At 45.7% G+C, this 17,532-nt stretch carries 17 protein-coding genes and 1 riboswitch; of the genes, 11 read left to right on the forward strand and 6 right to left on the reverse strand.

What is annotated here, in order from left to right; genetic code table 11:
• From AB4517_RS12830 to thiH, 8 genes are all read left to right on the forward strand, one after another.
• Positions 1-1,001 (forward strand): multicopper oxidase family protein (locus AB4517_RS12830; protein ID WP_372148446.1); only part of this gene is annotated, 1,001 nt, incomplete at its 5' end.
• A gap of 101 nt (positions 1,002-1,102) precedes the next feature.
• Entirely contained in the window at positions 1,103-1,486 is a 384-nt protein-coding gene (gene crcB, locus AB4517_RS12835; RefSeq protein ID WP_004736665.1) for a fluoride efflux transporter CrcB, read from the forward strand.
• Between the two features lie 62 nt (positions 1,487-1,548).
• Positions 1,549-1,647: riboswitch (TPP riboswitch) on the forward strand.
• 129 nt (positions 1,648-1,776) lie between these two features.
• Entirely contained in the window at positions 1,777-3,726 is a 1,950-nt protein-coding gene (gene thiC, locus AB4517_RS12840) for a phosphomethylpyrimidine synthase ThiC (protein WP_372148447.1), read from the forward strand.
• On the forward strand, positions 3,726-5,018 hold the full coding sequence (locus tag AB4517_RS12845; protein WP_372148448.1) for a thiamine phosphate synthase: 1,293 nt from the start codon (positions 3,726-3,728) through the stop codon (positions 5,016-5,018). Before thiC ends, AB4517_RS12845 begins: the two co-directional genes overlap by 1 nt.
• Positions 5,008-5,790 (forward strand): ThiF family adenylyltransferase, encoded by a 783-nt coding sequence (locus tag AB4517_RS12850; protein WP_372148449.1) that lies wholly within the window; start codon positions 5,008-5,010, stop codon positions 5,788-5,790. Before AB4517_RS12845 ends, AB4517_RS12850 begins: the two co-directional genes overlap by 11 nt.
• Positions 5,787-5,996, forward strand: coding sequence for a sulfur carrier protein ThiS (gene thiS / locus AB4517_RS12855; RefSeq protein WP_017085664.1), 210 nt, complete (start codon positions 5,787-5,789; stop codon positions 5,994-5,996). Before AB4517_RS12850 ends, thiS begins: the two co-directional genes overlap by 4 nt.
• Before the next feature lie 2 nt (positions 5,997-5,998).
• The gene (locus AB4517_RS12860) at positions 5,999-6,763 is read left to right on the forward strand and encodes a thiazole synthase (RefSeq protein WP_372148450.1); all 765 of its coding nucleotides are present in this window, start codon (positions 5,999-6,001) and stop codon (positions 6,761-6,763) included.
• A gap of 7 nt (positions 6,764-6,770) precedes the next feature.
• The gene (gene thiH / locus AB4517_RS12865) at positions 6,771-7,883 is read left to right on the forward strand and encodes a 2-iminoacetate synthase ThiH (protein WP_050652820.1); all 1,113 of its coding nucleotides are present in this window, start codon (positions 6,771-6,773) and stop codon (positions 7,881-7,883) included.
• A 151-nt stretch (positions 7,884-8,034) separates the two neighbouring features.
• On the opposite strand, the gene AB4517_RS12870 is transcribed toward thiH, so the two are convergent.
• The gene (locus AB4517_RS12870) at positions 8,035-9,825 is read right to left on the reverse strand and encodes an aminopeptidase P family protein (protein ID WP_372148451.1); all 1,791 of its coding nucleotides are present in this window, start codon (positions 9,823-9,825) and stop codon (positions 8,035-8,037) included.
• 122 nt (positions 9,826-9,947) lie between these two features.
• Complete coding sequence (locus AB4517_RS12875) at positions 9,948-10,889, reverse strand: LysR substrate-binding domain-containing protein (protein ID WP_017061320.1); 942 nt, start codon at positions 10,887-10,889, stop codon at positions 9,948-9,950.
• A 101-nt stretch (positions 10,890-10,990) separates the two neighbouring features.
• On the opposite strand from AB4517_RS12875, the gene AB4517_RS12880 reads away from it, so the two are divergent.
• Together AB4517_RS12880 and AB4517_RS12885 are read left to right on the forward strand one after the other, a co-directional pair.
• Positions 10,991-12,190 (forward strand): multidrug effflux MFS transporter, encoded by a 1,200-nt coding sequence (locus AB4517_RS12880; RefSeq protein ID WP_372148452.1) that lies wholly within the window; start codon positions 10,991-10,993, stop codon positions 12,188-12,190.
• 102 nt (positions 12,191-12,292) lie between these two features.
• A complete protein-coding gene (locus AB4517_RS12885; protein WP_009848181.1) occupies positions 12,293-12,574 on the forward strand; it encodes a hypothetical protein in 282 nt (93 codons plus the stop codon).
• A gap of 99 nt (positions 12,575-12,673) precedes the next feature.
• Here AB4517_RS12885 and AB4517_RS12890 read toward each other — a convergent pair whose 3' ends face one another.
• From AB4517_RS12890 to AB4517_RS12905, 4 genes are all read right to left on the reverse strand, one after another.
• The gene (locus AB4517_RS12890; protein ID WP_017061322.1) at positions 12,674-13,132 is read right to left on the reverse strand and encodes a DoxX family protein; all 459 of its coding nucleotides are present in this window, start codon (positions 13,130-13,132) and stop codon (positions 12,674-12,676) included.
• Between the two features lies 1 nt (position 13,133).
• Positions 13,134-13,901 (reverse strand): DNA-binding domain-containing protein, encoded by a 768-nt coding sequence (locus tag AB4517_RS12895; protein WP_017061323.1) that lies wholly within the window; start codon positions 13,899-13,901, stop codon positions 13,134-13,136.
• A complete protein-coding gene (locus AB4517_RS12900; protein ID WP_017061324.1) occupies positions 13,898-14,758 on the reverse strand; it encodes a DUF692 domain-containing protein in 861 nt (286 codons plus the stop codon). Before AB4517_RS12900 ends, AB4517_RS12895 begins: the two co-directional genes overlap by 4 nt.
• 64 nt (positions 14,759-14,822) lie before the next feature.
• On the reverse strand, positions 14,823-15,083 hold the full coding sequence (locus AB4517_RS12905; RefSeq protein WP_004736650.1) for a DUF2282 domain-containing protein: 261 nt from the start codon (positions 15,081-15,083) through the stop codon (positions 14,823-14,825).
• A gap of 264 nt (positions 15,084-15,347) precedes the next feature.
• Between AB4517_RS12905 and uvrD the strand changes: the two genes are divergently transcribed.
• The gene (uvrD, locus tag AB4517_RS12910) at positions 15,348-17,522 is read left to right on the forward strand and encodes a DNA helicase II (RefSeq protein WP_372148453.1); all 2,175 of its coding nucleotides are present in this window, start codon (positions 15,348-15,350) and stop codon (positions 17,520-17,522) included.
• Positions 17,523-17,532: the final 10 nt, after the last annotated feature.

A 17,532-nucleotide genomic window follows, 5' to 3' on the forward strand; every position in this document is an offset into this window, starting at 1 on the left:
TTTACTTTAATTGGTATCACCCACATATGAACAGCGTTAAGCAGCTTGGTATGGGCTTGGTTGGTCTAATTATCGTTGAGGAGAGCATTCCAGTGCCGTTTGATGAAGAGCACGCACTGATGCTTAAACATTGGCATATAGATAAGAAAGGCCAATGGAAAGATCTAATGATCCCACGACTCAGTGCTCGTATGGGTACTCCTGGAGAGTGGAGTAGCGTCAATGGTGTTCATGAACCTGTATACCAATTAAAGCAGCACGCAACGACTCGACTGCGTATCGCGAATGTCGATAATACGATCACTTATCCTATTGCTGTCGAAGGGGCTGAGGCATGGGTGATTGCCATTGATGGTAATCCTGTAAAGACGCCATATAAACTGACTCAACATAAAATCGGCCCAGGGATGCGCGTGGATATTGGACTGATAGCGCCCAAAGTAGGCGAGCGAGTTAATGTTCTTCAAATGAAGGGCCGCTTTCCTTTCTCTTTATGCGAGTTCGAGGTAGTAGATTCCCCCCTGACTGAAGGACGTTTATTGCCATTATTGCCTCTTAACCCTGTACCTAATCTAGATCTTGCTAATGCAGAAGAGATCGATTTTGTGTTCGAGTGGGAAGGTGCGGTATCACCAGTTTCTAAAGATGGGAAATCGATGCCTAAGTTTTGGCTTACTAATAAAAGAGCATGGGAAGGGATGAGCAAAGACAATATTCCTGAGCCGTTGACGACTTTAGAGTTAGGTAAGACTTACATATTCGATCTAAAGAACGTCATCCAATACCATCACCCGATCCATATTCACGGTCATACATTCACTGTATTGGAACTTGATGGGAAGAAAGTTGAAGAGCCTTTCCATACCGATACAGTGTTACTTGGAAAAAACGGCCGAGCTAAAGCTGCATTTGTTGCAGATAACCCTGGCCGCTGGATGTACCACTGTCATGTTATAGAACACATGAAAACGGGTTTAATGGGATACATTGAAGTTAAGTGACACCTGTAACGTTTAATATTTGCGCATGCATTCTTAGTTTCTACCCTCGCTTTTATCGGCGTTAAAGCTAGAATATAGGGATTATTGTTTGGGAGGATTCAATGGGTCAGTTATCTATTCTAGGTTTTATCGCCATCGGTGGCGCGTTTGGTGCTTGTTCACGTTACTTGATTTCAGAGTTATGCGTTGTGATGTTAGGACGTGGTTTTCCTTACGGTACGTTGACTGTTAACGTGATTGGCTCTTTGATTATGGGATTGCTCATCGCCGCGTTTGAAAACGAGATGGTCGCGACGGAACCGTGGAGACAAATCATCGGTCTTGGTTTCCTAGGAGCACTGACTACATTTTCTACGTTTTCTATGGATAACGTACTTCTTATGCAGCAGGGCGCTTTCTTTAAGATGGGACTCAATGTGCTACTCAACGTGGTACTCAGTATTTCAGCCGCATGGATCGGCTTCCAACTTTTGATAAAGTCTTAAAACTTTCTTACGATTTGTTAACAACTCGGCTTGGTTTATCCAAGCCGTTTTTATATACTCGATCGAACTTGTCGGAGTGCCATATGGCTGAGACCGTTAACTCGGGATCCGTTGAACCTGATCAGGCTAATACCTGCGAAGGGAACAAGAGTAGATATCTAACTAGAATCCTTCTAGAGATCTATCTCCAGATCACAACTGTATTTCTTACCGTGATCCCTCTTGTAGCATCTAATCCGTCAAGCATTTTTATCCCTATAAATAATGGCTAAAAGCCAAGGAAAAATGCTATGTCGACTCGTAAACAAGCAAGACTGGAAGCGAAGAATTTCATTGATTCTTTATCCGTACAACCCTATCCAAACTCAAAAAAAGCTTACATCCAAGGATCTCGAGAGGACATTCAAGTCCCTGTCCGAGAAATATCACTCGCTGATAGCCTTGTTGGTGGTACCAAAAAAGAGCCTGTATTCGAACCTAATGTACCCATTCAAGTTTACGATACCTCAGGTGTTTATACAGACCCTACACATCAAATAGACCTGTATAGCGGTCTTCCTAAGTTGCGAGAGCAATGGATTGAAGAGCGTGGTGATACGGAACTGTTAGACGACGTAAGCTCTGTTTACACCAAAGAACGTTTAGAAGATGAAACTCTAGACGACCTTCGCTACGGCAACCTGCCTAGAATTCGTCGCGCGACAGACAACCAATGTGTTACTCAACTGCACTATGCTCGTCAGGGTATTATCACACCTGAAATGGAGTACATTGCCATACGTGAGAACATGGGACGTCAGAAGTTCGCTGATGAGCAGCTTAACCATCAACATCCTGGCCATAACTTTGGTGCAAATCTGCCGAAAGAAATTACTCCTGAGTTCGTGCGTAAAGAGGTTGCTGAAGGTCGAGCTATTATCCCTTCAAACATCAACCACCCAGAATCAGAACCGATGATTATTGGTCGAAACTTCTTAGTGAAGGTGAACGCTAATATCGGTAACTCTTCAGTAAGCTCTTCGATTGAAGAAGAAGTTGAGAAGCTAGTATGGTCGACTCGCTGGGGTGGCGATACCGTGATGGACCTTTCTACTGGTCGTAATATTCACGAGACTCGCGAATGGATCCTACGTAATAGCCCAGTACCAATTGGTACGGTTCCTATGTATCAAGCGCTTGAAAAAGTGAATGGCGTTGCGGAAGACCTTAACTGGGAAGTGATGCGCGATACCTTGATTGAACAAGCAGAGCAGGGTGTTGATTACTTTACTATCCACGCAGGCTTATTGCTTCGCTACGTTCCTATGACCGCTAAACGTGTGACTGGTATTGTCTCTCGTGGCGGCTCCATCATCGCGAAATGGTGTCTTGCTCATCACCAAGAAAGTTTCCTTTATACCCACTTCCGTGAGATCTGTGAGATCTGTGCGAAGTACGATGTTGCTCTGTCATTAGGTGACGGTTTACGCCCGGGCTCAATTGCAGATGCTAATGATGAGGCTCAATTCTCGGAGTTACGTACTCTAGGTGAGTTGACTAAAGTGGCTTGGGAATATGACGTTCAGGTGATCATTGAAGGCCCTGGACATGTACCAATGCACCTGATTAAAGAGAATATGGACGAGCAGTTAGAGCACTGCCATGAAGCGCCTTTCTATACTTTAGGCCCATTGACGACAGATATTGCCCCTGGTTACGACCATATTACCTCTGGTATTGGCGCGGCCATGATTGGTTGGTACGGCTGTGCGATGCTGTGTTATGTCACCCCTAAAGAGCACCTAGGCTTACCAAATAAAGAAGATGTGAAGACTGGCTTGATTACTTACAAGCTAGCAGCACACGCAGCGGACCTCGCTAAAGGACATCCGGGCGCACAAATCCGAGATAATGCATTATCAAAGGCACGTTTTGAATTCCGTTGGGAAGACCAATTCAATCTAGCTTTAGATCCTGAAACCGCGCGTTCTTTCCATGATGAAACTCTGCCACAAGAGGTGGGCAAGGTTGCTCACTTCTGCTCAATGTGTGGACCTAAATTCTGCTCGATGAAGATTTCTCAAGAAGTTCGAGAGTATGCGAAAGACACCGAACAAGTAGCCGCGGATCAGGCTATCGAGATTAAGATGCTAGATAACCCGTTGGAAGGGATGCGTCAAAAATCACAAGAGTTCCGTGATACTGGCTCTGAACTTTATCATCCTGCAGTAGCCGCAAAAGAAGCTCAATTAGAGGAATAATGACAGTGAAGGTACTCATCCCATCTCAAAATATTGAGTTAACGGGAGAGGTGCAGAACTGTCTATTGGTTGCTAAGCGACAAGGCTTGGCAACTGATGCGGTTGAGTTGGGTGTAAGCCCAACTCAATACTTCTCTATCGTTGATTCTCAGCAGGCGTTATCTATTGGCTTCGCTCATGATGTTGATTCATTGGCAGAGTGTAAGTTAGCGGAACTGAACCATGTTGTTGATTACAGTAATTCAGTCGCGTTAACTGACGTTTGTGATGCCTTTACAGAAACTCCGAATACCATCTATATCGGTGTCTCAGATGATTCAGCTGTACTGGATATCTGGTCACACCTAGATGCTAATCGTGTCATCAAGAATGACACTACAGCTCATCAGGAGTTAGATAATCACGGCCATTTTGCCTGGTTACTTACTTTGTTGGCGTTGGAGTTCCCATTAGAAGACGCACTTGTTTTAGCTCGCGCAGCGTCCAATGTTTCACGTGGAACATGGCCTGCACATTACCAAAACTTTCCTATCCCTGTTCTTGAAGATCAACGATTGGACATAAGCGTAGGTTGGGCTAACCAAGGGACATCACTTTCTTTTCCTGAGTTGAGTAAGAGTAGCCTCGGTTTATACCCAGTAGTTGATGATGTTGAGTGGATCGAAAGATTGCTCAAGCTTGGAATCAACACTGTCCAACTACGTATTAAGAATCCACAGCAAGCGGATTTAGAACAACAAGTCGCACGATCTATCGATCTTGGTCGTGAGTATAACGCTCAAGTTTTTATCAATGATTACTGGCAGCTTGCACTCAAGCATGACGCTTTTGGTGTTCATTTAGGGCAAGAGGATATTGAAGAATCAAACCTCTCACAGTTGAGCTTTGCGGGTATAAAGATTGGGTTATCGACTCATGGCTATTACGAGTTGCTACGCATTGTTCAGATTAACCCAAGCTATATTGCGCTAGGCCACATCTTCCCAACAACAACTAAACAGATGCCATCAAAGCCTCAGGGATTGGTTCGTTTATCTCTGTATCAACAGCTGATTGATACTATCCCATACACAGAACAACTCACTGGTTATCCAACGGTTGCTATTGGCGGTATTGACCAATCAACAGCTGAGCAGGTGTGGGATTGTGGGGTGTCGAGTTTGGCGGTTGTTCGTGCGATTACATTAGCGGAAGACCCCAAAAAGGTGATCGAGTTTTTTGAAAAACTGATGACGCCTAAACCTTCAAATATTGGTGAAGAGGTTGCGCAGGAGCCTAGCTATGCTGAGTGATTTTGAGTTTATTCGTTATCAACGACAAATTGCGTTACCTGAAGTCGGTGAGCAAGGGCAACGAAACCTATTAAACAGCCATGTGTTAGTGATTGGTTGTGGTGGCTTAGGCAATGCTGCTGCTCTTTACCTTGCGGCTTCGGGGATCGGAAAGATCGTGTTGGTTGATGATGACTGTGTGGATTCGTCTAACCTGCAACGACAGGTCGCGTTCAAAGAAAGTCAGTTAGGTTCGCCTAAAGTCGAAGCTATGAAGCAACAACTGACTGAGCTCAATAGTCGCAGTCAAGTTAGAACCATCAATCAGCGAATGAGTGACAGTCAGCTTGAACTTGAAGTGATGCTCGCTGATTTGGTGTTGGATTGTACGGACAACTTTGCGTCACGCCAGCAGGTTAACCAAGCGTGTTTCGGCAGCAATACACCTTTGATTTCTGGATCTGCAATCGGTTGGAAAGGCCAGTTTATTGTCTTTGATTATCAGAATCAGAAAGGGTGCTATCACTGTTTGTTCCCGTTCAGTCATCATCCACAAACGACTCGTTGTAGTGATAGCGGCGTCATAGGCCCGGTTGTTGGCACCATAGGTAACCTTCAAGCTTTGGCTGCTATTCAACGTTTAACTCGTGGTGAGTTTCAGGTAGCAACACACCAGCTCAAACTGTTCGATGGCCAAACGATGAACTGGAAAAACTTAATGGTCACTCAAGATAGTGATTGTTCCGTGTGCAGTGCGTCTGCAGTTAAGCATTTAGAAGAAGAAATCCAATGAGTCATATAACGATCTCTATAAACGAGCAACCAGAACAGGTCGCGCACTTGTCGTCTCTAGCGGACATTATCCAAGCTCTATCATTACCTGATCTAGGTTGTGTATTTGCAATCAATAATGCGGTTGTCCCGCGCAGCCAGTGGCAACAAACTGTCGTCAATGAAGGCGATGCTATTTCTCTTTTCCAAGCCATTGCAGGAGGTTAATCATGTTAACTATCGCTGATAAAACGTTTCAATCTCGACTCTTTACTGGAACTGGCAAGTTTGCCAATAAGCACTTGATGGCGAGCGCTATCGAAGCTTCAGGTTCTCAACTGGCAACCATGGCGCTGAAGAGAGTTGATATTCGCTCTGAGAAAGACGATATCCTACAACCGATCATGGATGCTGGCGTGAACTTACTGCCGAATACCTCTGGTGCTAAGAATGCAAAAGATGCCATCTTTGCTGCGCATTTGGCTCGTGAAGCATTGGGTACAAACTGGCTTAAACTGGAAATTCACCCAGATCCAAAGTACTTGATGCCAGACCCAATTGAAACGCTTAAAGCTGCTGAGCAACTGGTTAAAGATGGTTTTGTTGTGTTGCCTTACTGCCATGCCGATCCAGTATTGTGTAAACGCTTGGAAGAGGTGGGTTGCGCTGCAGTTATGCCACTGGGCGCACCTATTGGTTCAAATAAGGGTATTGCTTCAGCAGACTTCTTAGAGATCATTATCGACCAAGCGAATGTCCCTGTGATTGTGGATGCAGGCATAGGCGCTCCATCACATGCTGCTCGTGCAATGGAAATGGGCGCAGACGCTGTGTTAGTGAATACGGCGATTGCGGCTTCTCAACAACCCGTTGATATGGCGATTGCTTTTAAGTTGGCGGTTGAAGCTGGCCGAATTGCGTACCTTGCTGGGCTTGCAGAAAAAGTATCTCATGCAGTTGCTTCGAGCCCGTTAACTTCATTTCTAGACGAGTAGTGTACCTATGACGTTTGTTGATCGATTTAAACAGCTCAACTGGGATGACATTGGTATGTCTATCTTCAGTAAAACGGCAGCGGATGTTGAACGTGCTCTGAGTAAACCCAAACGTGACCTGGAAGACTTTAAGGCTCTGATCTCTCCGGCGGCAGAACCTTACTTAGAGCAGATGGCACAACAGTCGTTGGCGCTAACTCGTAAGCGATTTGGCAATACAATGTCGCTTTACATTCCTTTGTACCTCTCGAATCTATGCGCTAATGCGTGCACGTATTGTGGCTTCTCAATGGAGAACCGTATCAAACGTCGCACGCTTACTTTGGATGAAATTGATGCCGAAAGTGCGGCTATCAAAAAGATGAAGTTTGATAGTGTATTGTTGGTGACTGGTGAACATGAAACCAAGGTCGGGATGAAGTACTTCCGTGAAGTGCTACCGAATATTAAGGCACAATTTAACTATCTTGCGATGGAAGTGCAGCCGCTTGATCAAGATGACTACGCAGAGCTTAAAACTCTCGGCTTAGATGCGGTGATGGTTTACCAAGAAACGTATAGCCCAAGTACCTACGCGGAACACCACTTGCGTGGCAATAAAATGGATTTTGAATACCGGCTCGAAACGCCCGATCGTTTGGCAAAAGCGGGTATTGATAAGATAGGTATTGGCGCTTTGATTGGCTTGGAAGATTGGCGTACCGACTGTTTCTTCGTGGCCGCTCACTTAGACTATCTTGAGCGTACTTATTGGCAAACACGTTACTCGATTTCATTCCCACGTCTTCGTCCGTGTGAGGGTGGTTTGCAGCCTAAATCGATTATGAGTGATAAACAGTTGGTTCAACTTATCTGTGCGTATCGTTTATTAAACCCTGAGGTTGAATTGTCTCTCTCGACTCGTGAGTCTGCAGCTTTCCGTGACAATGTGTTGCCATTGGGAATCACCAGTATGTCGGCTGCGTCTAAAACCCAGCCTGGTGGTTATGCTTCTGGTGAAGAAGAGCTCGAACAATTTGAGATAAGCGACGAGAGAAGTGCTGCTGATGTTGAGTCAATGATCCGACAGCGAGGTTTCGATCCAGTGTGGCGAGACTGGCACAGTGCCTATTCTGGTTAATCAACATATTGGTTGATGTTCCACGTGAAACATCGATGTAATGATACAGGCAAATAAAAACGGCTACCTTTGGGTAGCCGTTTTTCTATTTGCTATTTAACTTATTAACCTAGCAAGCTCGTTTTGGCTCAGTTATCTGTCGAGCAAGGCATTAAGCGTGAGCAAGTGGTGTTGTTGATTGGCGTAGCCATTCCAGCGTATCACCTTCAACTAATGGGCTAACATCGTTCCATACTTTCTGATGGTAGTCGTTCAGCCACGCCAGTTCAGGTCGTGTTAGCAAATCAACATTGATGTTGCGCTTATCGATAGGACAACGAGTTAGCGATTCAAACGTCAATACTGCGAAGTCACCTTGAGTTGGAAGTTCAACCACCAGTTCTAGGTTCTCGATACGGATACCAAATTCATCAGCACGGTAGTAACCCGGCTCGTTTGATAACACCATACCTTCAACAAGAGGTACGTCGATTAGCTTCTTAGAGATGCTTTGCGGTCCTTCATGAACACTTAGGAAATGACCAACACCGTGACCAGTACCGTGGTCGTAGTCGAAGCCTTCTGCCCATAAGTGTTGGCGAGCTAGAATATCAAGTTGGAAACCACGAGTACCCTGTGGGAAACGTGCACGCGCGATACCGATGTGACCTTTAAGCGCTAACGTGAACTGCTGGATCATTTCGTCGCTTGGCTGGCCAATCGCGATAGTTCGAGTGATGTCGGTTGTACCATCTAGGTACTGACCGCCTGAATCGACTAGGTAAAGAGTATTCATCTCTAACTGACCTGGTTCAGGTTGGTTCTCGTGGTTGTAGTGACACATTGCTGCGTTGCCGCCTGCTGCTGAAATCGTGTCAAAACTTAGGTCCATCAGCGTTGGGTCTTGTTCGCGGAATGATTGAACTTTGTCTGCTAGCACAGCTTCATTGTGCAGATTACCTTGCGTGACTTCTGCATCAATCCAAGATAGGAACTTCGCCATCGCAACACCATCACGAATGTGACACGCTTTCATGCCGGCAATTTCAGTTTCATTCTTTGCTGCTTTTGGCATTAGGCATGGGTCTGCTGCTTCAATGATATGAGCACCAGAGTTTTGTAGAACCAGCGTGTACCAAGCGTTACTGGTACCTGAATCGACAGATACATTTTTGCCTTCCAAAGATTGAAGGCGTGCTTCAAGCTCTGATGGGTGAGATACGCGAATACCATTGCCAACGTGTGCTTCAAAGCCCGTAGGAATACGAGCTGGGTCTAGGAAGAAGTCGACGCTTTCATCGGCGTGGATGATCGCATTGGATAACACAACAGGTAGGCGAGATACGTCCAAGCCGCGAATGTTAAGCAACCAACAGATCGAATCGAGTTCCGTAAGGATAGCGGCATCAGCACCTTTGGCTTTTAGTAAGCCAGCAATCTCCGCACGTTTGCTTTCACTTGATTGGCCTACTGCGTCTGTTGCCATTAAGCGAACATCAGATACCACCGGCTCAGGACGATCAGACCAAAGCTCATCAATTGGATTCGAAGATAGTGTTGTTAGTTCAACTTTCTCTGCCAGTTTAGCTTGAGCGCCTTTCAACCAAGCAGCAGTGTGCATGCGTGGGTCGAATGCAACCTTGCTGCCTTGTGCTAGAGAACTGGTGATCCAATCTAAAGCCGGCTCTTCAATAAGGTGGCGATACTCAAATAACTCTGCTGGTACCTGCTTACGAACCTGAACCGTGTAGCGACCATCAACAAAAATAGCAGCGTTCTCACGAGTGATAACTGCCGCACCAGCAGAGCCAGTGAAACCTGTTAACCAGTGAAGTCGCTCGTTATGAGCAGGAACGTATTCACCTAGATATTCGTCTTCATGTGGAATGATAACGGCATCTAGGTTGTTTGTTTCAAGCCAAGCTCGAACCGCAGCAACGCGTTCAGCAGTGATATTGTGCATCTGTGTTTATCCTTATTGTTAGGGTCCTTGTTAACACTCACAGTCGATATACATGCGAGGGGACTTATTAGGTCAATAAGCTAGCGCTTTTGTTCGTTTGCTGCAAACGCTGTACGCCATTTTTATCTAAGGTGCAGAGTTTTTTCTTTGATGATATCTCGTAGCCAAGTTAACGCTGGGTCATTTTCTCTGTCACGGTGCCAAAACAGAGTGTATGCCATCGGTGGGAATTCCATCGGTAAAGGGACAACCACTAAGTCGAGTTGCTTGGCGACGAGGTAAGTAAAGTGGCTTGGTGCAGTAAACACAAAGTCGGTGTAGGTACATAGGCTTGCGGCGCTATTGAAGTCTGGAACAGAAATAGCGATATCACGTTGGTGACCAAGGTCGGCAAGCTTATAGTCGAGCAGCCAACGATCGTTACCATCACATCTTACTTGTACATGACGCTGTGCAAGGTAGGTTTCCAGATCCCATTTGCCATTCAGAGCGGGGTGGTTGCGTCTTAGCACACACATCTGCGCGTCACGGTAGATCTCTTGCTCGCAAATATCATCTGGCGGCAGCATAGTTAAACGTGCGTCGTTGATGTCGATGTCTTTACCTGTGAGTCCGATATCGAGCTCACCGAGCTGCAGCTTCTTAAAGGTTTGCTCCGTCCAAGCGTGGGTGTTGATATTCACCTTAGGGGCTTGTCGAAATATCGCTGGTAAAAAGTGGGGAAGAATAAGTGGGTAAACGCTCTCAACAGCCGCAATGTGAAAACTGTGGTCACTGTTGTTGGGAATGAAGGTCTCTGGTTGGGTGAGCACATCAAGTTGGTTGATCAGCGTTTCTAATCGAGGTTTGAGAAAGACCGCCTTTGGTGTTGGTCGCAGACCATGAGCACTTCGCGTGAAAAGGGGATCATTAAATTGCTCACGAAGTTTGGCCAATGACTTACTAACCGCTGACTGGCTTAGGCACAATCGGTGGGCGGTGCGAGTCACACTTAGCTCTTCCATCAGCACCTGCAAGCAAACTAATAGATTGAGGTCGAGGCGCGATAGTTTCTCAATATTCATATGAGTTTCCTATTTGGAATAATGCTAATGAGTATATGCCATTTTTGTTCATATCTTTAGTTGGTTATTATGCACCTAAATTAACTCATTCGGAGAATCTTGTGCCTTCTAACGCGCTTCCAACCCCTAGTAAACTGCAGGTTGCTTTATTGGCAATGTTGGTTTTATTTAGCCCTCTGGCTATTGATATCTACCTACCAGCTCTGCCACAAATTTCGACAGCGTTTCACGTGGAACATGCACTAGCACAAGATACGATTACCTGGTTTTTATTCGCCATGGGTGTCGGGCAATTATTTGCTGGCCCTTTGGCTGATAAGCTAGGACGTCGAACCGTTGCATTGGGAGGTGTTAGTATCTATGCATTGAGTGCTTGCTTGGCGTGGGCAGCTCAATCGATTGATATGATGCTAATGGCTCGGCTGCTACAAGGCTTAGGAGCTTGTGCGACTTCTGTAGCAGCCTTTGCAACGGTTCGCGATCTATTTGGCCCAGAGAAGAGTGGCCGTATGATCAGCTACCTTAATGGTGCAATCTGTTTTATTCCTGCTTTGGCACCCATTCTTGGCGCTTGGTTAACACATCAATTTGGTTGGCGCTCGAACTTTAGCTTTATGGCAGGCTTTGCTGTCGTTGTTGGCACTATCTTATTCTTCCAAATGAAAGAGTCTAACCCTGCGACAGAAAAGGTTGCGGTATTCAAGCTTGAGCGATACTGGTCAGTATTGAAAACACCATCATTCCTTTTCCACGCAACTTTGTGCTTAATGGCGATGGCGGTTATCCTCGCTTATGTAACCTCTGCACCAGTTGTGTTGATGGAAAGCCTAGGCCTGACCATGAAAGAGTTTACTTTCTGGTTTGGTGTTAATGCGGCCATCAACATTGCAGCTGCGTTTACTGCACCTAAATTTATGGACCGTTTTGGTACCTATAAAGCACTGGTGGTTGGTATCTCGACGCTGGGCTTAGCGGGTGTGATTATGTTGGTGCTTGCTGAGCACGCTACTCCAATCGCGTTCATGCTACCGATCTTCTTATCGTCAGTTGGCTTTGCTTGGATTCTTGGTGCTGCGGCAGGTAAAGCTCTAGAACCTTTCGGTGACCGTGCGGGTACAGCTGCTGCGCTGCTTGGCTTGTTCCAAATGAGCGGTTCAGGGCTTCTTGTGGGTACCATGCAACGTCTTGATTTAACGTCGCAAGTGATGATTGCTCTGCAAATGTTCCTGATTGTTCCTGCGTTATTAGTGCTTGCGAGCAAAGCGGGTAAGTCTTGGCACACGACGTTTGCTAAGGCATAAGTTACAAGGGTGACAAAATATACAAATGGCGGTTTTCGAAACGTTAAAACATGGTATATTTGTCACTCATTGAAACGTTAGTCCCCAACGGAAAATACTGTAATGTCATTAACAACCTACGAAATGGCGCGCGTCTTAGAACAAATGGAAGATGCACCTGAAAAGGTCATGTTTGGTAAACTGCTTAAAGAGCTAGGCAACCAAAGTGAAGAGCGTATTCGCAGTGCGGCAAAACAAGTTCCAATCGATACTTTGCGAGATATCATTTACCAATTTCAGCGTGTGGTAGAGTCTCGTAAGGGTGAGCAGGTTCAGCTATTGGCAAAAGAACTTGCAGAGCAAGGCATCTCTGCTGAAGAGCTACAAGCTTTTCTAAATAAGTAAGCTTATCCCAGTTAAAAAAGAAACCACTCAATTGAGTGGTTTCTTGCGTTTGGGCTGTAGCATTTAGCTTTAGCAGTTCAAAAGAGGTGAAAACTTATTTTAATTCCTGAACTGCGCTTTCAAAACTCTATCAAGTGAGAATGGTCCTGCGCCCCACACGACAACGATAAGAATCATTAACCCCCAAAGCTGATGATCGTAGAAGCCTTGATCCCACAATACAGGGTAAGACACGACAGCAATGATATTGAAAACGAACAACACCGCAGCCATAGGTCGTGTTAATAAACCGAGCGCTAAAAACATCGGTAGAATTAACTCAGCGGCAGTGCCCATGTAAGCAGCCAATTCCCAAGGTAGCAGTGGCACTTGGTATTCCAATTCAAACAAGTAAAGCGTGCTATCCCAAGTAGCTATCTTGGTGAGTCCAGAATTAAAGAATACCCACGCCACCCAAAGGCGACAAAATAGTAGAAGCACTGGAACAAAAAGTGCCTGTGATTTCTCAATCAAACTGTCGTATTGAGCCATCATGTTCGTGACTGTGTTGTTATCCATGTTATGCCTCCAATTCGGCATTGATTGAAAAACCTGAGATGACGTTTAGCGCCATAACAGTATTCAGATGTTGTAGTAATAAAGGATCGATTGCTGAGAGTGTTCGACCTGATTGCAATTCAGTGAGGAGTTGGTGGCTCTCTTCACTCAAACTATGGCTCTCAACCTGTGAATTCTCAGCTCGGATTAACACCCCAAATTCAGCTTGGTTGATGTCTAGCCCATCAAGTTGCTGCTGATAGATGGCGTGTTCAAGCGCGATAATCGTGTAACTAGAATGAATCAGTGTTATTGAATCTTTGAGATGAAAGACTAAAGCGCCTTGTTGCTCTTGTGGTACATCTGCAAGGCAAGAAAGAGGTCTCTGGTCGACATGTGCTTGTGACGAAAACCTTACCAAGCTATCTTTCTGCCATTCATACAAAGCCACTTCACCGAGATAAGGTGCAGCCTCAATAACGGCAGGAAAGGCTTGGATAGTCTGTTCAAAGTGTTCACCGTAACCACTGACATCACCAGAGGTCGATGGATAATGTAAGACATGTTGACGAGCCATCTGTTGGAAGCACTCTTCACCAACCAACATTTCAGTGAGTGGGTAGGTTGCTGCCAGAACTTCGCTCAAGCTGATCACAAAGTTATTACGGTAAATCTGGATGCGTTGTTCATCGGTAAAATGGTCGCTCACTATGTCGCAGTACTCACCATTGTTTTGATAGCGTAGGGCGTTAGCAAACTCCAATTGAACCTCTGCTAGGGAGTGGCTCATGAGGCGCGACTCCTTTGGTTGAACTTGTCGTGTTGATACAAGATATCACTGGCTTTGGTTGCTTCAGCCAATAAAACTTGTGGCTCTGGGATATCGAGATCCCACTCAATCAAGGTATGGCGCAAACCATGTTGTGCAACCCAGTCAGTGTAGAGTTTCCACACTTCGTCACAGACAGGTTTACTGTGTGTGTCTATCCAGATCTCACCTTGTTCAAGCTTCTTTTTGGTAAAACCTGCCAAGTGAATCTCTTCAACTTTGTCTGCTGGTATTCCGTTTAAGTACTCTTCACAACTAAAGCCATGATTAAAAGATGAGACGAAAATATTATTGAAATCGAGCAGTAGGCGACACTCAGTACGCTTTTGTACCTCAGCCAAAAACTCCCACTCAGGAATAGTAGAATGCTTGAAGGATAGGTAGCTCGATGGGTTCTCAATCAACATCGGGCGTTGCAAGCTGTCTTGAACCTCGATGACATTACGACAGAAGACTTCCAATGCTTCTTCTGTGTAAGGCAGCGGTAGCAAGTCATTGAAGTAATGACCACCTGTCTGACTCCAACTGAGATGATCAGAAACCAAGAAGGGTTCGATATCATCAATGAGCTCTTTTAATTGCACAAGATGATGTTGATTGATGCGCTCAACAGAACCTAGCGACAACCCAACACCGTGACAACTGATGTTGTGTGCGTGACGAATTTCTCTGAGTTGTTGTCGTTGCGGTGATTGAGCTAAGAAGTAGTTCTCGCTGTGAACTTCTAACCAACTTACTAAGGCTGGATTTTGGCTAAAGAAGTCCAAGTGCGGTGTTCTAAGGCCAACCCCTGCGTAGGGGTGAAGAGTTTGAGTCACAACGATTCTCCTAACAAGAAGTGGAGGTGAGCTGAATGTCAGCTCACCATACTAAGCAGCTCAATTATGATGATTGAGTGTTACCACCTGATAATTTGCCACATAGCCCTTTAGGTACGACTACGAACGCATCGGATTGGTTGTCTTCTTTTGCTGTACCCGCACATGAGCTTGTTTTGGTTGCACAATCATTTTGGCCAGCTTTTGCCACGCCGTAGCATTTTTCTTTTGCTGCTGCTTCCGCAGGTGCTGATGTAAGAACTGCACCGCCGAACGCTAGTACACTTGTGATTGCAGCTGTAACAGCAAGATTAGAATTTTTCATAGTCATTCCCTCTAGGACTTAATAGTATTTTCATATCGCAGGTTAATGGATTGTTAACTTGCTTACTAAAAAGGATTGGAACAACCGGGAAATAATTTCACGGTATTATAAAAATTATCAATATTAATGATGTTTCATCTCTTAAGTTATTGAATTAATGATGTTAATTTTTGATTGTTTTTTCTTCTTATTATCCTAAACGCAGCCTAGTGTTTAGGTTATAATCAACTTTTATGTATAAATACCCAGTAGTGAGCATATCCAATGATAGATCCTTCGCTTTTACTCGATGGCCTAAACGATAAACAACGTGAGGCGGTCGCGGCACCTTTAGAAAACCTACTTATTCTGGCAGGTGCAGGCAGTGGTAAAACGCGAGTGTTGGTGCATCGTATAGCTTGGCTGCAAAGCGTAGAGCAAGCATCGCCGTTCTCTATTATGTCGGTTACCTTCACCAACAAAGCGGCAGCAGAGATGCGTGGTCGTATTGAAGAGTTGATGATGGGCAGCTCGTCTGGCATGTGGAACGGCACCTTCCACGGTATCTGTCACCGTATCCTTCGTGCTCACTACCTAGATGCAAAACTGCCAGAAGATTTCCAGATCATTGATTCTGATGATCAGATTCGTTTGCTACGTCGCTTAATCAAGGCGCAAAATCTTGATGAAAAGCAGTGGCCTGCCAAGCAAGCTTCTTGGTGGATCAATGGCAAGAAAGACGAGGGATTACGCCCAAGTCACATTGACGCCTACCATGATCCAATAACTCAAACGTGGTTAAAGATCTATTCTGCTTACCAAGAAGCATGTGACCGTGCTGGCTTGGTCGACTTTGCGGAAATCTTGCTGAGATCGCATGAGCTATTACGCGATAAGAAACACATCCGAGAGCACTACCAAGCACGCTTTAAGCATATCCTTGTCGACGAATTCCAAGATACCAACAACATCCAATACGCTTGGCTGCGCATGATGGCTGGCCCAGATTGTCGCGTGATGATCGTAGGTGATGACGACCAATCTATCTATGGCTGGCGTGGTGCGAAGATCGAAAATATTCAGAAGTTCTTGGATGAATTCCCAGGAGCTTCGACGGTTCGACTTGAACAAAACTACCGTTCAACTAAAACCATTCTGCAGGCGTCGAACGAGCTTATCTCGAACAACACCGAACGTATGGGTAAAGAGCTGTGGACCGATGGTAACGATGGCGAGCCAATCTCTGTGTACTCAGCTTATAACGAGCTAGATGAAGCACGTTTCACGGTCAGCAAAATCAAAGAGTGGCAAGAGAAAGGCGGTGCGTTAGAAGATACCGCGATGCTTTATCGTAATAACGCCCAATCTCGTGTTCTTGAAGAAGCTTTGATCCAAGGTGGTCTACCTTACCGAATCTACGGCGGCATGCGATTCTTCGAGCGTCAAGAAATCAGAGACGCCTTGAGCTACATGCGCCTCATGAGCAACCGCAGTAATGATGCCGCGTTTGAACGTGTGGTTAATACGCCAACGCGTGGCTTGGGTGATAAAACGTTAGAAACGATTCGTCTTGCTGCTCGTGATCGTGGTGCAACCATGTGGGAAGCCAGTGTTGCTTTGATAGAAGAGCAAGTGCTACCCGGTCGTGCTGCGGGCGCATTAAGTCGTTTTATCGAGCTGATTAATGCGCTTGAAGATGACACGTTGGAACTTAGCCTGCATGAACAAACCGACCACGTGATTAAATCGTCGGGTCTGTTTGCTATGTACGAGCAAGAGAAGGGTGAGAAGTCGAAGGCACGTATCGAGAACTTGGAAGAGTTGGTAACGGCAACGCGCCAGTTTGAAAAGCCGGAAGATGCGGATGAGATGAGCATGCTGACGGCGTTCTTAACTCACGCAGCTTTGGAAGCGGGTGAAGGTCAGGCCGATGAGTTTGACGATGCGGTTCAGTTAATGACTTTGCACAGTGCTAAAGGCCTAGAGTTTCCAATGGTGTTCATGGTGGGTGTCGAAGAAGGCATGTTCCCAAGCCAGATGTCGGCCGAAGAAGCGGGGCGTTTAGAAGAAGAGCGTCGCCTGTGTTACGTAGGCATGACCCGTGCGATGGAGAAGCTTTACATCACTTATGCTGAGATGCGTCGTCTGTACGGTCAGGACAAATATCATAAGCCATCACGTTTTATTCGTGAGCTGCCAGAAACCTGTCTGGATGAAGTGCGTATGAAAGCGCAAGTCAGCCGCCCTGCAAGCAGTGGTCGCTTTAGCCAAACCGCTGTGAAAGAGAACTTCAATGAAACAGGCTTTAGCTTGGGCTCTCGCGTGAAGCACCCTAAGTTTGGTGAAGGCACCATCATCAACTTCGAAGGAAGTGGCCCACAAAGCCGAGTTCAAGTGGCGTTTAATGGTGAAGGGATTAAGTGGTTAGTGACGGCTTACGCGCGTTTAGAACAGCTTTAATCTGCTACTT

Origin of the sequence: Vibrio sp. 10N.222.52.C3, from assembly GCF_041474195.1 — a bacterium.
Classification (GTDB): domain Bacteria; phylum Pseudomonadota; class Gammaproteobacteria; order Enterobacterales; family Vibrionaceae; genus Vibrio; species Vibrio crassostreae_C.

Coding starts and splice junctions, on each gene's coding strand:
- AB4517_RS12860 (WP_372148450.1), top strand. CDS start 5,999: ATGTTAACTATCGCTGATAAAACGTTTCAATCTCGACTCTTTACTGGA.
- AB4517_RS12870 (WP_372148451.1), bottom strand. CDS start 9,825: ATGCACAATATCACTGCTGAACGCGTTGCTGCGGTTCGAGCTTGGCTT.
- AB4517_RS12890 (WP_017061322.1), bottom strand. CDS start 13,132: ATGGATAACAACACAGTCACGAACATGATGGCTCAATACGACAGTTTG.
- thiS (WP_017085664.1), top strand. CDS start 5,787: ATGAGTCATATAACGATCTCTATAAACGAGCAACCAGAACAGGTCGCG.
- thiH (WP_050652820.1), top strand. CDS start 6,771: ATGACGTTTGTTGATCGATTTAAACAGCTCAACTGGGATGACATTGGT.
- AB4517_RS12895 (WP_017061323.1), bottom strand. CDS start 13,901: ATGAGCCACTCCCTAGCAGAGGTTCAATTGGAGTTTGCTAACGCCCTA.
- uvrD (WP_372148453.1), top strand. CDS start 15,348: ATGATAGATCCTTCGCTTTTACTCGATGGCCTAAACGATAAACAACGT.
- crcB (WP_004736665.1), top strand. CDS start 1,103: ATGGGTCAGTTATCTATTCTAGGTTTTATCGCCATCGGTGGCGCGTTT.
- AB4517_RS12850 (WP_372148449.1), top strand. CDS start 5,008: ATGCTGAGTGATTTTGAGTTTATTCGTTATCAACGACAAATTGCGTTA.
- thiC (WP_372148447.1), top strand. CDS start 1,777: ATGTCGACTCGTAAACAAGCAAGACTGGAAGCGAAGAATTTCATTGAT.
- AB4517_RS12905 (WP_004736650.1), bottom strand. CDS start 15,083: ATGAAAAATTCTAATCTTGCTGTTACAGCTGCAATCACAAGTGTACTA.
- AB4517_RS12845 (WP_372148448.1), top strand. CDS start 3,726: ATGACAGTGAAGGTACTCATCCCATCTCAAAATATTGAGTTAACGGGA.
- AB4517_RS12875 (WP_017061320.1), bottom strand. CDS start 10,889: ATGAATATTGAGAAACTATCGCGCCTCGACCTCAATCTATTAGTTTGC.
- AB4517_RS12885 (WP_009848181.1), top strand. CDS start 12,293: ATGTCATTAACAACCTACGAAATGGCGCGCGTCTTAGAACAAATGGAA.